The organism is Pseudovibrio sp. Alg231-02, from assembly GCF_900143565.1.
Taxonomy (GTDB): Bacteria; Pseudomonadota; Alphaproteobacteria; order Rhizobiales; family Stappiaceae; genus Pseudovibrio.
In genome coordinates, this window is sequence record NZ_FREX01000004.1 from 174,892 (window position 1) to 188,829 (window position 13,938).

Here is a 13,938-nt window from a genome sequence, read left to right on the forward strand (position 1 = left end):
ACTTATGACCCCCAACAATATTCCCGTTCTCAGCAACGGCGTTTCCGTTTTTCTTCTCGACCTGAATGCAGAGGAGCCGCAAGTCTTGCTTATGCGCCGCGCTGATACTTTGCTCGGCGCCTGGTGTCAGGTCGCAGGCAAGGTTGAACCAAACGAGACCGGCTGGGAAGCAGCATTACGAGAGGTGAAAGAGGAAACCGGTTTGGTCCTCACCGAACTCTGGTCTGCTGATCTGTGTGAAGAATTTTATGTTCCAGAAAAGAACATCATCCAAAAACTGCCAGTGTTCGTGAGCTTTGTTTCCAGCGAAACGCCAATCACCATCAACGAAGAACACGATGCCTATCAATGGTTTTCGTTTGATGATGCCATGGAGCTCTTCAGCTTTCCCGGCCAGCGCCGCGTTCTTGAATATCTCCATGCCGAGTTCGTAACACGCAAAGCAAGCCCACATCTTCGGATCAAGTTACCGACACAGCAGGACGAAGAGGCCAGCGAAGTTTTAAGCTCCTGACATTCCACATTCTCTCTTCATGGAAGTGCCGGAACTCTGGTGGTATTGAATGCTGAACGAACTCATTCTTCTGAGACACGGTGAAAGTGAGCACATGCTGAAAGGTGTTATGGGAGGTTGGACAAATTCAACACTTACACCTCACGGGATCACTCAAGTGAAGCAAACCGCGGAATGGATAACTGAGAAAACCGGAAATGAGTTTACTAAAGTCCGGCAATTGCGTGAGTTGAACAACGGCGTGGCAAAGGACCTCTCAAAAGCATGGTTGATTACGTAGTTCCCCATGACCCCAAATGGAAAAATGACTTCTGCCATGAGGCTTCTTTGATCAAGGAGGGGCTAGGCAGAACTGACATTGAACTTCATCATATCGGCAGCACCTCAGTGGAGGGTATCCTTGCCAAACCAATCATTGACTTATTAGGCGTTGTATCTGATGTGCGTGCGCTCGATACAACGAGCGACGTATTCGAAGGTCTCGGATATGAGATCATGGGTGCGTATGGTATTGATGGCAGACGGTATTTTCGAAAGATGGATGGGGCGGGGAAACGAACACATCATCTTCATGTCTATGAAACAGGATCGCCCCACATTGAGCGGCACCTTGCATTTCGTGACTACCTGATCGCTCATCCAAACAAGGCGGCTGAATATTCAAACTTAAAGGCGATGCTAACATCAGCGGATACCGTTACATGGGATTCCTATTTGGACGGTAAAGAGCCCTTCATTCTCGCCACCGAGCAAGAAGCACTCGAATGGTTCAGGTCGATATGAACTCGCGTTAACCTGCTGTTTCTCGCCCAGTCAGTAAGCGCCCCCACCAACACCTCACTTGCGGATCCATCTGCCACATCCGCAAGAAACCGGTATTGCAGACCCTTACCCCAGAGCCAGGCCATAAAGCGACTTGTGCAGGGCGAGTTTTCCGTCCTTGGCGCGGTCAACGCAGGCGCGGAAGTAACCCGCCGGTCGCGAAATGCCTTCAGGATCGCGCAGGGTTTTTTCAACCGTCACCACCAGAACCGCCGCAGCCATTTTTTCGCCCAGTGTCACAACCGCTTGTTTCCAGCCATCTTCGGAAAGGCCAATAGCCAAACGAAGCTGCTCGCCAGACTGCGCAAGCTCGAACCAGCTTGAAAACTGCATGCCCAACATTTCCTGGGTCTCTGTTGTTGCGCTATCAATCAAACCAATGGAAATAGCAGATAAATGCTCACTTAAACCGTTATCTAACTGACCAGATTGCCGAGATTGCAATTGAGCTGGAGCATTGGATTTGGCAGAGAATTTGCTTGATTGATCTTTTTCAAGAGCAATCTTCGTAGCTTCGTTAGAAGCGGAGTTGGTATTTGAGTAGCCATCGTTAGATGGCTGCCGTGTTTTACTATTTATATGAGTTTGATGGGTTGTAATATTATAAGGGGTGACATCAATGTCATGGTCGCCTGACATTTTAGCATATTTATTGATATCTGAGGCAGTTTGCTCGTCCCCGGTTTTGTCTTCTGCGAGCTCTTCCACAACCAGTTCGTAGAGTTTTGAGACCTTGTCTGCCCGCTCAAGAAGCAGCATTGGCGTTTCCATAATGGCAGAGAGTTCTTCCAGGAACACGGTACAATCCACGCCTTCGCTTTGGCCGGTCCGGCAAGCATCAACGATTGCACGAGACAGCCGGTTAACAGTCCGCTTTGCTTCCTGCTCTGCCCGCACCCGTGCCTGAAACTCTTCCCCGATCCGTTTGATCTCATCAATCCGCTGGCGTGCTGGCGAAAAGTCAAAACCATATCCACGGTCAATCTCACCACTTGCACCATTGCGGTAGATAAAACGACGGCCTGTTGAACTGTCGCGGTATGCCAGTATGCCCACCTCAACCAGTCGCTTAAGTGCGCGGATCACCGTGCGCGTGGAGCGGCAAACGTATTCAGCCAACTTGTCATTGGAGATCGCCACCAGCGGACGGCGGTCCTGTTTCCAGTCATCTGCCCGTGTCAGGCCGATCAGAATATCGAGAATATGGTAGGCGGTACCATCAATCCCCAGAGCAGGGGCCGCCTTTTTTAACGTGATCGCCACCTCGGCTTTTGTTGTTTTGACGATATCATTCGCCATTGCCAGTCGCTGGCTTTCCAACATGCCGGGTGTCATTTTGCGAAAGGACGCAACACCGGTGCTTTGCATAGCTAACCCATTCACCGAAGGAAAACCCAAGGTGTTATCCAAGTAAGATTGGGGATTGAGCGCCCGAAAAAGCAAAAATGCGCCACAAAGGGTTTCAAGAAAGCATTGCTGACTTGATTCGCACCGCGCGTTCGTCGTAGGATGATCGTGCTAAAGATGGTCCTCGACGAGTGCTCTTCACTCTCTTGGGCGACGATTTTGGGGCCTTGCTGATTGCCGTCAGCAGGGCCTTTCGTCATTCAGGGGTTACACCATCAGGCATCCTCCCCCTTCGTGTCTTCAAATTTGGCAATCAGGCCCGGCAGCTCTTTCAGCAGGAAGGAGCCAAAGTCACTCTGCGTTTTGCTATCAACGGAGAAGACGGTCGCTTTGCCAGTGTGCTTGACGAGCACATGCTTGTTTCCAAGCCATTCAGAAGATTTCGCGGCACGGGTATGAGCTGCAACAGCAATCTCACCAGAAGAGGACGCAGAACCTGCCTCCATCTCGCTTGGCGTTTCCTGCAGCAGCTGCAACACTTCGCTAAACCGCTCATCGCTGTGCAGCTCTGTGAATGAGTCCAGCGCAAACAGCGAGGCAATCGCTTTTTCGTGGTTCGGCGCCAGCTGGCCCTCGTGGAAGAAACTTGCCATCTCTTCCCAACGTGGCCGCCCGATTTTTGGAGCAGGCCCAATCACACGCAAAAACTCCTCAGGCATGGTTGCCGCCAGCTTGCGGAGTTTGGAAACGAGAGACTTGTCTTTGCCAATGGCTTTGACAATGAGCGTCTGCGGGTAATCTTGCGCAAGGCGGAAAACAAACAAGCAGGTTTCAATGAAACTCAGGTCTTTCCGTTCATGGTTTTCCTGGCCTTGAGCCACCAGCAATTCTTCATCAGAGAGCGGTTTTATGACACCGCGGACGGGCTTGCCCAAAGCGCGGCAGGCTTTCCAACGACGGTGGCCATAAGCAATCTGGTAGATGCCATCTTCATCTGGCGCAGGACGCACCAGAATTGGCACTTGCTGTCCGGTCTCAGCAATAGACTCTTTGAGCGCCTCAAATGCCGGATCAAACGCAACTTCCATACGGTCCGCAACAAAGGAGGGTTGAACCTGTTCCGGGTTCAACTCCACCACATTGTCGGAGGTCGCCATTTGCGTGTTCAGCGTTTTCAACTCTTCACGCAGTTTGTCGCGTTCGTCCTTGATCAGGTTGATCTCGGCTGCACCAATAGCACCGGACGACAAGCGGGGGCGCGGCGCTGTTGCATCCGCAACCATGCCTGCCATACCGCCGCCTGAAAACAGCGTGTCTAATGCGTTTTTCCGGTCCTTAGCTTTGTTCATAGTGTTCGACCCCAAGAGCTGCGGAGAAGATCTTCAATTTCACGGTTTACCGAATCCATGGATTCAAGCGCACGCTTAAGCGTTTCGCGGCCAATGGCGCCCGGTTCCAGTTCGTAAAGCGATTTCTTTTCAAGGCCCGCATTGGCAACCGCGGTGGATTCCAAAGCTGGCGATGTCAGCACATCCTCACCAAAGAGGGCACGTAACAAGCCAACCACACGGGTTTGCGGGCTGTCATTTGGATTGTGACGGGTCACAAGGAACCGCATCCAATCCAGATTCATTTCGCCGCCATTGTTCTCAATCACGGCCATCAGGTCAGAACTCATGCCGAGGAACTGGTTACAGCTTGCAAGGTCCAGCATCTGCGGGTGCAGCGTGATGAGCAATCCGGTGGATGCAAACAGCGCGCCCAGAGTGAGGAAGCCAAGCTGTGGCGGACAATCGATCACAACAACATCGTAGCGATCATCAACTTCGTTCAGAACGTTGCGGATGCGGCGGAAGAAGATGTTTTCGCCGGTAGACGCACCAGAAGCGATCGCGGTTGGAACGATGTGTTCGAACTCGGCCAGCTCAAGGTTGGCCGGAACCAGATCCAGATTGTCAAAATAGGTCGGGCGGATCACATCACCCAGTGTACGGCGGCCTTCATCATAACGCAGAGCACCAAACAAGGTGCAGTTTGGCTCAACATCAAACTCAGGCTGCACACCAAACATCGCAGAAAGCGAGGCTTGCGGATCAAGATCAATCGCGAGCACACGGTAGCCGCGCAGAGCCAGATAATGGGCAAGATGCGTGCTGGTGGTGGTCTTTGCGGAGCCACCTTTAAAGTTGGCGCACGCAATCACCTGCAGCTTTTCACCGTCGCGACGGCGCGGCAGAATGTTAACGGCTTCATCACCCTTTTTACGGGCGGCAAGCACTTCACGGATCGCGTTGATCTGCTGCAGCGTGTAACTGCGGCGGCCATTGGCAAGACGGGTTGGCGTCGGGCCTTCTCCGTCCAGATCCAGCTGGCGAATGGTGCTTTCAGAAACACCGATAAGACGGGCAACATCGACAGAAGAAAACGAGCGCAGCAATTTATGCGCTTCAGGCGGATAAAGTTCTTGTCTTAACCGGTGCAGCTGGCCAGAAAGGAGCTGCGAATAACGGGAGATCTTCTCAGACGGAGTTTCCTCACGCAAAAGAGTGTTGTTGCCGTATTCCACTTCGCTTAGCCCTCAAACGGTTCTAGTCATCTACAAACGGAAAGTGCGCCCATATGGCCCGTGTTTGCGTCGAAAGGGTAACCAACCTGTAGTTCAGTTCAATCCCTTTTTGGTTAATCCTCATTAACACTTATGATCATCGCCTCTCTGAGAGGCATAATATCTATTATTTTCAATCAGTTATGCTGTTTCAAAAACTCAAAAACGAGGCGTGCATAAAATCGACAAAACAACCGATCCATTTCTCCAGAAACATATTCATGCGTCAGCTCGCTGCGACTCAATCATCCAGCTTCTGATTCTCACGCCTCCTCACTGAGCAATAACACTGCGTGGAGCAGGGGGGATAAGTTTTCTGAAACACCAGAGATAAGCTGAGCAATTCATCGCGTATTGGGGGGAGATATTTTGCGATCTATAAGTGATTTCCACTTAGAGCGTTGCTAATAGTTTCTGCCGTTTATACGCGAAGAAGTGAGCTGGCAGAGTATAGTTGAGATTATTTTATTAAAATAGCGAATAAACTCTATTTCTGTTCATCGAACTCTAAGTAAGTCTGATTCATATGCTCAATGAATAAGACCGTACTTACACATTTTTTTAAAAATAATCGATAATTCGACGTTATTTTCCATAAAACACTCTCGTTTTATTGGAAAGTTATGTCATTCCTACGCAATTTCATTGCTTTTATAGTTCAGATATTGTTTTACAATTGATGTAATAAGAAGGCCAATTCATATTTGCAATTTAACTTGGCCGGATAACAAAACAAATGACCTAGTTTCCATACCGACGAAAAGAAACGCCAAATTGCATAGATAATAATTGTAAGGCAGATAACTTTGAAAATAGAGGATACCTTAGAAAGAGCCGTAACATCGGTCACTGCACAAAACGTCCCGTCATCCGCCTCTCTCATTGACAGGGCCTACGCGCACCTGCGGGCGGCAATTTTGTCTGGCCAGCTTGAGCCGGGCAGTAAATTGCGCATTCGCGAGATGTGCAGCACATTTGATGTTGGGCCTACACCTGTACGCGAAGCACTTTCCCGTCTGGTGTCTCAAGGACTGGTTGCCACGCAATCTCATAAGGGATTTTATATTCCAGAACTTTCGCAAAAAGAGTTTCAGGATATTATTGATCAGCGCCGCCTTCTTGAAAGCGCAACGGTGAGAACCGCCGTTGAAAAGGGCGACGCTCAGTGGCGTGAAAGCGTGCTGGACGCCTACCATGCTCTGCAGGAAATTGAGCGGACATGGCAAGCTTCACGGCGTGATTTCTGGAATGAATGGGAAGAAGCCAACCGCGTGTTTCATATGACGTTGGTTGAGGGAGCAGGCTCCAGTTGGGCAAGCCGGTTCTTGCATATGCTTCATGACCAGTGCACCCGCTACCGCGCTGCCATGCGCCGTGCCGGGTTTATTTCAGAAGGCGTTCAGGATGATCACACTCAGCTGATCAATGCTGTGCGCACTGGGGACGGTGAACTGGCCGAGCAAACGATCAAAGCACATGTTGATCGTCTACCTGCTCTTTGCATGCCATCTTAGAGCGCGTTCCGTTTGATTGGTTTCAATCAGACGACAAGAATTCGCTCCACCAAAGATATTAGAGCGCGATGCGTGAATGTTAATGAACGCGGCGTGCTCTAATGGCTTGATATATTGAACTTATTGTCGGTGAGAGACTTGTTCTCCCACCGCAATAGCCGGTGAGTGATCCAGAATTGCCTCTGGTGAGCGCAAACGCTGCCAGGTTTGATGAGCATCAGCCTGAGCAGTGATATCCTCGTATCCAAGCGCGCTGTAAAACTTCAACGCAGGCTGATTGATGCGGTGCACTTTCAACTCGTGCCTGCAGCCATAATTTTCCAGCAAAAACTGAAGTGCCTGTCGCCCGAACCCGCGTTTGTGGTGGGCGTAGTCTATGTACAGCGAATGCAGGAAGTGCTCTGGCGTGAAGTAGCCAATGAAGCCGATACGCTCTCCTGCATACTTCAAGACCCAGACATCCTCCCCCTCAACAAGGCTTTGAAACTGGCTGGCATCTACGAGGCTGGTGTAGTCATAAGCAAACGTACGGCTCGCCACGCTCTCATAGAGCGCAGCGAGCACGTCGTGGTCGTCAGATGTGTAGGGCAGGATTTGGAGCAAGCCTTGCCTTCCGTGTTCAAGGTCAGGCTTTACTGGCCGTCCAGACATTCTGGTGGCAAAACTTCCGTTTTGTTCTGCGAATCCAGGAAATGATCGAAGCTGTGGTTACTCGCCTGCGTTTCAACCTGCTCATAAGCGGCGCGGGACTGAGACACCATTGCGTCCTGGAACTTCAGACGCTCACCAGACAGCGGCATCGCTTTCAGGTGATCAGACTGGTTCTTGGAAAGATCAGCGATGAAGCCGGTGTAAGAGCCCTTCTGCTTCACGCCTTTCAGAATTTGTGCGGATGGTGTGAGCTCCGGATTGTCCAGCTTGGCCGCTTGCGCGTTCACAGCGTCTGTATGGCCTGTACCGCCGTACACTTCATCCATGATCTGAGCTGTCAGACGCATGTCATCAAGCACCTGATGGCCTGCTTCACGCAGTTCCATACCACCATCGCCATAGGCTGGTAGCATCAGGTTTGGCAGACGACCCTGCCAGGCAACCATGCGCTGCTGATCGTTGAGCGCTTGCTGCTCTCCAGAGGAGATACATGGAGACGGAGCAAGGGTCATATGGGTCAGGAAGGCATTGAGGAAGTGAGCCTGCTGCTCACAAATCCCGATCGGGTTGAGCGGATTGATGTCGAGAGAGCGCAGTTCGATGTATTCAACACCACGGCGACACAGCGCAGCAATCGGGCGCTCGCCTTCCTTGGTGTTTCGCTTAGGGCGTGCAGAGCCGTACAGCTCGTTTTCAAGCTGCAGCTGGTGCGTGTTGATCTGCTTGTAATCGCCTTCTTCCGCCACACCAATTTGCTCGTACTGGCGCACAGACGTTGCAAGAGCGCCGCGCAGGCCTTCAATGTAATCGCAAAGAGAGTTGTAGTGAATGTCCAGCTCACTCTGCACGACGCTGGTGTACCCCAGATCGCTCATGCGCAGAGACGTTGCATATTCGCCGAAATAAGTGTCATCACCCAGCATGGACAGGGTCGGGTGCGGGGAGGCCAGATAGCTTTTGTCGACGGCAGGAGAAGCCCCAAACAGGTAAAGCACCAGCCAGCCATGACGCTGCAGGTTACGGATCAGGCCGAGATACCCTGCACTGCGGAAGTCCTGAAGGCTTCCGCCGGAGGTACACTGCTCATGAAACTCGTGCCAAAGGCCATCGGAGATGGAGAAGTTGTAGTGGATTCCGGAGATTGTCTGCATACGCTTGCCATAGCGATGCGCCAGTCCCTTGCGGTACAGCGTTTTGATCTGCGCCGCATTCGAGTTTCCATACTCCGCGATGCGGATCGTCTCATCGCCGGCGATTTCCGGCGGCATGGACGCATTCCACAAATACTCGCCATCATCCGTCTTACGCGCTGCAAAAGCCTGCAGTTCTTTCAGAAAATCCAGGCTCTCTGCAACAGAATGCACAGCAGGTGTGATGAACTCCACCTGAGCCTCAGAAAAGTCTGTCGTGATAAATTTGTGCGTTAGCGTTTTACCCAGAGATTCCGGGTGATCACGCAATGACATAAAGCCATCTCTGCCAACACGCAGAGCTTCCTTTTCGATCCCCACGCGGAGTTCAGCAAGACCTTTTCGTACTGTGCTATTTTCCAACAGCTTCAGCGTGGCTTCACCTAATTTTGTCATTCTCGTTCCGTTAATCTGCGCAAAACGGCTATATGGGCTCAAAGTATCCTTGTGCACCTTTCGGTTCACTCTCTCATAGATACTTCCTAATTTCGTGGATGCAAGAGTACAAAACCTGTCGAATTTTCCTTAGTGTTTTATGCGCAACTTCCATCATTAATGCGTGAACCAAGTTCAATTCGAGAATAAAATTAAACTGAGAAAATGAAGAAATTACCCGTCTGACTATCAACATGCCAACAAGATGTATTCCTTAACCCGCTTCAATAATCAAAAAAAATATACTTCGGCAAAGCGCCACCTATCCACGACCTAAACTACTGATTTCACCATGTAAGCTCCAGATTATCTTCACCCGCAAAGACAGAGGACAGGAAACAGCACACTTGCATGCACCGAAATACAATCCTCTGGTTCATAAAAAAACCGAGCATTCCTAATCCGCCTTACAAAGTTCGTGTGCATTTTGAACACTCTATCTGATATTTCGAACGCCGTGCATCATGCTGCACAGCCAGAAACTTCCATTCAAACCTTACTCGGCATCTAAACTTCGCAGGCTTTAAGCTGAAGCTTTCTCAGGAAAGTCACAGTTGCTCATCCCGCATAAAACAGTCTGGTCCTTGCGAGTATTATCGAGAGTTACGGCGGGTCTGCTTGCAAAATCTTCAGTGGATCCAGAGTTGGATAACTCCTTGTCTTTCGGAGAGGGCCCCACCACTCCTCACCATTTTTGAGGCTATCAGCAAAACAACCTCAGCAATTCTTATGGGTGTCATCCTTTTCATGCGCCCGTTACCTTTTGCAGATCGTCCTGAAGAGGCCCACGACTTGCAAATCAAGCTCCCTTTAAGCACTCTCGCAATCACTCTTCCCCTATTGGCAGGGTGCGTTTCTGATGAAGAACGCCTGCCGCAGGCCTATTCGCCCTCCATCGAGATTCCACCGGGGGCAACGCTGATTACGGTCAACACCACGCCTGATGGTGCCTTCTGTTTTCTGGAAGGGTATCGCTCATCCATCTTTGTAAAGCACACGCCGGGTCCAATGGTTGTGCCCGCCGGATTTGAGAGCAGAAACCTCATTTGCGAGTTGAAAGGCTACAAAACCACACAAGGCGCCGTACTTCCCGGCCCGCCACCGCCAGATGGTGACAAGATCATCATCCAGCGCGTCTTCATTCCGGTTGGTGTGAATGTCCCCAACTCCAGCCCTGCAGGCGCTGTTGTGCCAGATGGCTTTGTTGGCACCTACCGCCGCTAACCCAACACCGCTTCATAGCGGGTTTTGAAGTTGGCTGTGAGGTAATTCATCAATTCCCGCACCCGGTGCAGTTGGTGCCGTGTTGGCGGGCTCACCAGCCAAAGCGGTGTTGTCTGCTTCCAGCCGGACAGCATTTCCGTCAACTCGCCGCGTTTGATGAGTGCATCAGTGTAAACATCCGCAAGGCGCGCAACACCCAAGCCCGCAGCTGCTGCCTGGCACATGACGCGGCCATTGGAGATCTGGAATCCTTTTTCCGCCTGCACCACAATGCGCTCTTGTCCGCGCGTGAAAATCCATTCCTGCACACTGCCGGAAATGAAAGGAAGACCTTTGAGATCAGAAGGGTGGCGGATTTTGGAATGAGCTGACACAAAGGACGGGGACGCCACATAGCGGGTTGTGATGGTGTGCAGCTTGCGGGCAATCAGGGTGCTGTCTTCTAAATCTCCCATCCGCAACACAAGATCGTAGTCGGTCTCCAGCAAGTCTTCTCGAATGCTGGAAAAATCCAGTTTCACCTCAATCCCCGGATTGGCGTGCTGATACTCAATCACCAGCGGTGCAATCAGCTCCTCTCCAATCAAACCGCCCACAGCGTTCATACGAATAGGGCCCGTCAGGCTGTCCGTCGCTTGCGATGCCAAATCAGATGCATCTTCAATCTGCTTCACGCCGGTGCGGCACATTTCGTAGTAACGTTCACCAATCTCGGTCAGGCGCAGTTTGCGGGTGGTCCTAAACAACAGCTGCACATCCAGCTGCTCCTCCAGCTGACTCACCTGTTGGCTTAAACTTGCTTTTGAAAGACCCGTTTCATCAGAGGCTAAGGTAAAACTGCCATGTTCTGCCACAGCCAGAAACGAGCGAAGGCCATTCCAGTAGATATTGTTCATCTCAGCCTAACAATCAATTCGGATTACCCATATTTATCAGCGTGATCATTTTTGTACAATCGCCTCAACACAACGCAAGTTCATCTTGCTCAAGAAAAAGCTAACTAGGCAGGAAAACAAAATGACAAAGCCACTTATCATTATCACTGGCGCAAGTTCCGGCATTGGTGCAGCGATTGCGAAGTCTTTCAGCGCGGCTGGCCACCCACTTCTTCTGCTGGCTCGCCGGGTTGAGCAGATGGAAGCTCTGGGCCTTCCAAACACACTGTGCCGCGGCGTTGACGTCACCAGCCGTGAGCAGCTGATTGCAGCTGTAAAGGAAGCGGAAGAGAAATTCGGCCCTGCAGACGCACTCGTCAACAACGCTGGCTGCATGCTGCTGGGTGATCTGTCCGTTCAAGATCCAACTGAATGGGACCGTATGATCGACCTGAATGTGAAGGGTGTTCTCAATGGCATCCACGCAGTTCTGCCAGGCATGAAAGCGCGCAAGGGCGGCTCCATCATCAACGTCAGCTCCATTGCAGGCCGCAAAACATTCCCGGCACACGCAGCTTACTGCGGCACCAAGTTTGCCGTTCACGCCATCAGCGAAAACCTGCGTGAAGAAGTGGCAGCAGACAACGTGCGCGTCATGACCATTGCTCCGGGTGCAGTACAAACTGAATTGCTGTCCCACACCACCTCTCAGGATATCATTGATGGTTACGAGCAGTGGAAGAAAGAAATGGGCGGCGTGCTTGACCCACAAAACGTGGCAGACACTGTGCTGTTCGTTTACCAGCAGCCACAGAACGTCAACATCCGCGAAGTTCTGCTTGCAGCAACAGGTCAGCCTGCATAACGCAGAGCAACCACGATTTTATAAAAGCCGGCTCTCTCCCTGAGCCGGCTTTTTCTATGGAGCGAATTCTTATCAATCAGAACGCATTTTAAGAGTTCGGCACGTCGCTCAAATGACGGGCGATGGCCTGAAACAGCGCGATCGACTTCATCTTCACCATCTCCTTATCGCGTTGATAAGAGGGGTAGGTCGAAGTCTTGGCGATCACCACATTTCGAGCCGGGTTGATGTAGAGAAACTGGCCGTGAATGCCGATTGCGGTGAAGTCACCTTGATCGGATTCCAGCGGCAGCCACCACTGGTACTTATAGCCAAGCGGTGAGGGGCTCTGCGGATTGTTGTAGCCGGGCATCAAGCGCGGCTCGTCCGGCGTGACCGATGTGTTGATCCACTCTTCCGACACGATACGCTCGCCTTTGTGGTTCAAACCACCACGCTCCAGCACCATTCCCACACGCAGCATATCACGCAGGCGGATGTTCACCCCGCCAAAGACAACCGGTTCACCTTCCTGATCCACCATGATTTCAGCGGAGGATTCAGCGCCAATCTTGGACCAGAGCTTCTCGTTGAACCACTCTTTGTAAGGTTTGCCAGTTGCTCCACGCAGCACCCAGCCCACAACATGCGTATCAATTGAAGAGTAGCGATTGTAAGTTCCCGGCTCCAACTCACGCGGCACATCCTTGGTGAACTCATCCTGAGAACCCAGCAGGATTGCGACGACAGACTGGACGATGTCAGAATTCAGATCAGCGTAGTTCTCGTTCCAGCGGACACCCGACGACATTTCCAGCACGTCCTTCAAGCGCACACCGTCATAAGCCGTACCCTTGAGCTCCGGCACATACTTGACGACCTGATCTTCCACACTCTCGATATGCCCTTCATCCAGCGCCACCCCAACAAGGATGGAGGCCATGGATTTGGAGACAGACATCTGAATGGCATGGGTCTCAGCGGTGTTGCCGCGATCATAATACTCATGGATCAGCTTACCATTGTGCATGATGGCAAGGCCGGTTGTGTGAGAATCCAGAATGTAATCTGCTGTAGAGGCTGCCTCGCCCTTATACATAAAGGTCGCTGGCATCGGTGATGCCTGATGCGCCCGCGGCAACTCATAGGTCTCATCTGGCGCTTTCACCGAGGTACTGGAATACTCTTTGTAAAGCGACCTGAATTTCTGATCGATGTTCTCAGGCTTGAATGCATCCGCATAAGCCATCACGGCACGGATCTCGGCAATATCTTGCCGGAAGTAAAAAGCACCCGCTGCCAGCAACAGCACAACGGCCAGAACACCCCAGCCAATCTTCTTCAACATGACGTCCCCCAATTCGCGGTGAAAGGTCAAAACCTCCAGAGCGAACCCAAACCTTACGCATAGGTTAATCGCTTGTAAAGCGAGCCGCTGGCAACTTAAGAGCGGTGTATTACCCAATTAAACGCAATTAAAACATAAGCGCTCACACAACCTTTGCGGGTTTCCTGTTTAATGGCTGCGACCTTCTTTTCTCCAAGTGGTGGGAGCAACTGGTATGCAGACAAAAGCAAAAACAACCCTTCTTGCACTGAGTTTCCTCGTTTTTTCAGCAGGTTACGGCCTCGCGCAGATCAACAACTTTGCGGATGATCCTGTCGCAAACGAAAACGCCAATCCCTTAAAGTCAGAATACCCCGATATTGTAAGTCCGGTCTCTGATTGTCCCGACATCGCAGAAAAATACCGCACCGGCGGCGCTGGCGCTGATCCATTGGGCTATCCGCCGAATTTTGGTTTCACCAACATGTCCGCCGCTGATCAGGAGGCTTGTATCAAGGAAATCAACAAGGATGGCAACATCAATGAGAAGCAGGAAACCCAGGAAGAGAACAACATCCTGCAGAATTAAA

Annotated in this window: 14 protein-coding genes; 7 read left to right on the plus strand and 7 right to left on the minus strand. The window is 51.3% G+C overall.

Annotation, left to right across the window (positions count from 1 at the left end):
• The first annotated feature begins 4 nt into the window (after positions 1-4).
• Genes DHN43_RS13190 through DHN43_RS13200 form a run of 3 tightly spaced genes read left to right on the plus strand, consistent with a single transcriptional unit; the run spans position 5 to position 1,297 of the window.
• Positions 5-514, plus strand: coding sequence for an NUDIX hydrolase (locus DHN43_RS13190; RefSeq protein WP_108818895.1), 510 nt, complete (start codon positions 5-7; stop codon positions 512-514).
• 49 nt (positions 515-563) lie between these two features.
• Positions 564-794 carry a phosphoglycerate mutase family protein gene (locus DHN43_RS13195; protein WP_108818896.1) on the plus strand — a complete coding sequence of 77 codons (231 nt, stop codon included), beginning with the start codon at positions 564-566 and terminating at the stop codon, positions 792-794.
• A complete protein-coding gene (locus tag DHN43_RS13200; protein ID WP_108818897.1) occupies positions 779-1,297 on the plus strand; it encodes a GrpB family protein in 519 nt (172 codons plus the stop codon). Before DHN43_RS13195 ends, DHN43_RS13200 begins: the two co-directional genes overlap by 16 nt.
• A gap of 105 nt (positions 1,298-1,402) precedes the next feature.
• Here the strand turns inward: DHN43_RS13200 and repC are convergent, their stop codons facing one another.
• The 3 genes from repC to repA form a co-directional block, all read right to left on the minus strand.
• Positions 1,403-2,704 (minus strand): plasmid replication protein RepC, encoded by a 1,302-nt coding sequence (gene repC, locus DHN43_RS13205; protein ID WP_108818898.1) that lies wholly within the window; start codon positions 2,702-2,704, stop codon positions 1,403-1,405.
• A gap of 254 nt (positions 2,705-2,958) precedes the next feature.
• Positions 2,959-4,032 carry a plasmid partitioning protein RepB gene (gene repB / locus DHN43_RS13215; RefSeq protein WP_057462164.1) on the minus strand — a complete coding sequence of 358 codons (1,074 nt, stop codon included), beginning with the start codon at positions 4,030-4,032 and terminating at the stop codon, positions 2,959-2,961.
• Positions 4,029-5,249, minus strand: a complete 1,221-nt coding sequence (repA, locus tag DHN43_RS13220; protein ID WP_063287827.1) for a plasmid partitioning protein RepA — start codon at positions 5,247-5,249, stop codon at positions 4,029-4,031. Before repA ends, repB begins: the two co-directional genes overlap by 4 nt.
• Before the next feature lie 845 nt (positions 5,250-6,094).
• Between repA and DHN43_RS13225 the strand changes: the two genes are divergently transcribed.
• Positions 6,095-6,802: a GntR family transcriptional regulator gene (locus DHN43_RS13225; RefSeq protein WP_208989126.1), complete on the plus strand. Its 708-nt coding sequence runs from the start codon at positions 6,095-6,097 to the stop codon at positions 6,800-6,802.
• 120 nt (positions 6,803-6,922) lie between these two features.
• On the opposite strand, the gene DHN43_RS13230 is transcribed toward DHN43_RS13225, so the two are convergent.
• On the minus strand, positions 6,923-7,453 hold the full coding sequence (locus DHN43_RS13230) for a GNAT family N-acetyltransferase (RefSeq protein ID WP_108818900.1): 531 nt from the start codon (positions 7,451-7,453) through the stop codon (positions 6,923-6,925).
• On the minus strand, positions 7,435-9,039 hold the full coding sequence (gene gshA, locus DHN43_RS13235) for a glutamate--cysteine ligase (protein WP_063293018.1): 1,605 nt from the start codon (positions 9,037-9,039) through the stop codon (positions 7,435-7,437). Before gshA ends, DHN43_RS13230 begins: the two co-directional genes overlap by 19 nt.
• Before the next feature lie 786 nt (positions 9,040-9,825).
• On the opposite strand from gshA, the gene DHN43_RS13240 reads away from it, so the two are divergent.
• On the plus strand, positions 9,826-10,302 hold the full coding sequence (locus DHN43_RS13240) for a hypothetical protein (RefSeq protein WP_153041479.1): 477 nt from the start codon (positions 9,826-9,828) through the stop codon (positions 10,300-10,302).
• Here DHN43_RS13240 and DHN43_RS13245 read toward each other — a convergent pair.
• On the minus strand, positions 10,299-11,198 hold the full coding sequence (locus DHN43_RS13245) for a LysR family transcriptional regulator (protein ID WP_108818901.1): 900 nt from the start codon (positions 11,196-11,198) through the stop codon (positions 10,299-10,301). The two genes, DHN43_RS13240 and DHN43_RS13245, sit on opposite strands and share 4 nt — an antisense overlap.
• Before the next feature lie 121 nt (positions 11,199-11,319).
• Here DHN43_RS13245 and DHN43_RS13250 point away from each other — a divergent pair, with 121 nt between their 5' ends.
• Entirely contained in the window at positions 11,320-12,042 is a 723-nt protein-coding gene (locus DHN43_RS13250) for an SDR family oxidoreductase (protein ID WP_063310224.1), read from the plus strand.
• Between the two features lie 88 nt (positions 12,043-12,130).
• On the opposite strand, the gene DHN43_RS13255 is transcribed toward DHN43_RS13250, so the two are convergent.
• Positions 12,131-13,369, minus strand: a complete 1,239-nt coding sequence (locus DHN43_RS13255) for a serine hydrolase domain-containing protein (RefSeq protein ID WP_108818902.1) — start codon at positions 13,367-13,369, stop codon at positions 12,131-12,133.
• Between the two features lie 214 nt (positions 13,370-13,583).
• On the opposite strand from DHN43_RS13255, the gene DHN43_RS13260 reads away from it, so the two are divergent.
• Positions 13,584-13,937 carry a hypothetical protein gene (locus tag DHN43_RS13260; RefSeq protein WP_063304608.1) on the plus strand — a complete coding sequence of 118 codons (354 nt, stop codon included), beginning with the start codon at positions 13,584-13,586 and terminating at the stop codon, positions 13,935-13,937.
• Position 13,938: the final 1 nt, after the last annotated feature.

Bases quoted from the DNA above. Each gene is read 5' to 3' on its own strand.
- DHN43_RS13255 (WP_108818902.1), bottom strand. From the start codon at position 13,369: ATGTTGAAGAAGATTGGCTGGGGTGTTCTGGCCGTTGTGCTGTTGCTG.
- DHN43_RS13195 (WP_108818896.1), top strand. From the start codon at position 564: ATGCTGAACGAACTCATTCTTCTGAGACACGGTGAAAGTGAGCACATG.
- DHN43_RS13250 (WP_063310224.1), top strand. From the start codon at position 11,320: ATGACAAAGCCACTTATCATTATCACTGGCGCAAGTTCCGGCATTGGT.
- gshA (WP_063293018.1), bottom strand. From the start codon at position 9,039: ATGACAAAATTAGGTGAAGCCACGCTGAAGCTGTTGGAAAATAGCACA.
- DHN43_RS13230 (WP_108818900.1), bottom strand. From the start codon at position 7,453: ATGTCTGGACGGCCAGTAAAGCCTGACCTTGAACACGGAAGGCAAGGC.
- DHN43_RS13240 (WP_153041479.1), top strand. From the start codon at position 9,826: ATGCGCCCGTTACCTTTTGCAGATCGTCCTGAAGAGGCCCACGACTTG.
- DHN43_RS13190 (WP_108818895.1), top strand. From the start codon at position 5: ATGACCCCCAACAATATTCCCGTTCTCAGCAACGGCGTTTCCGTTTTT.
- repC (WP_108818898.1), bottom strand. From the start codon at position 2,704: ATGCAAAGCACCGGTGTTGCGTCCTTTCGCAAAATGACACCCGGCATG.
- repB (WP_057462164.1), bottom strand. From the start codon at position 4,032: ATGAACAAAGCTAAGGACCGGAAAAACGCATTAGACACGCTGTTTTCA.
- DHN43_RS13200 (WP_108818897.1), top strand. From the start codon at position 779: ATGGTTGATTACGTAGTTCCCCATGACCCCAAATGGAAAAATGACTTC.
- DHN43_RS13260 (WP_063304608.1), top strand. From the start codon at position 13,584: ATGCAGACAAAAGCAAAAACAACCCTTCTTGCACTGAGTTTCCTCGTT.
- DHN43_RS13245 (WP_108818901.1), bottom strand. From the start codon at position 11,198: ATGAACAATATCTACTGGAATGGCCTTCGCTCGTTTCTGGCTGTGGCA.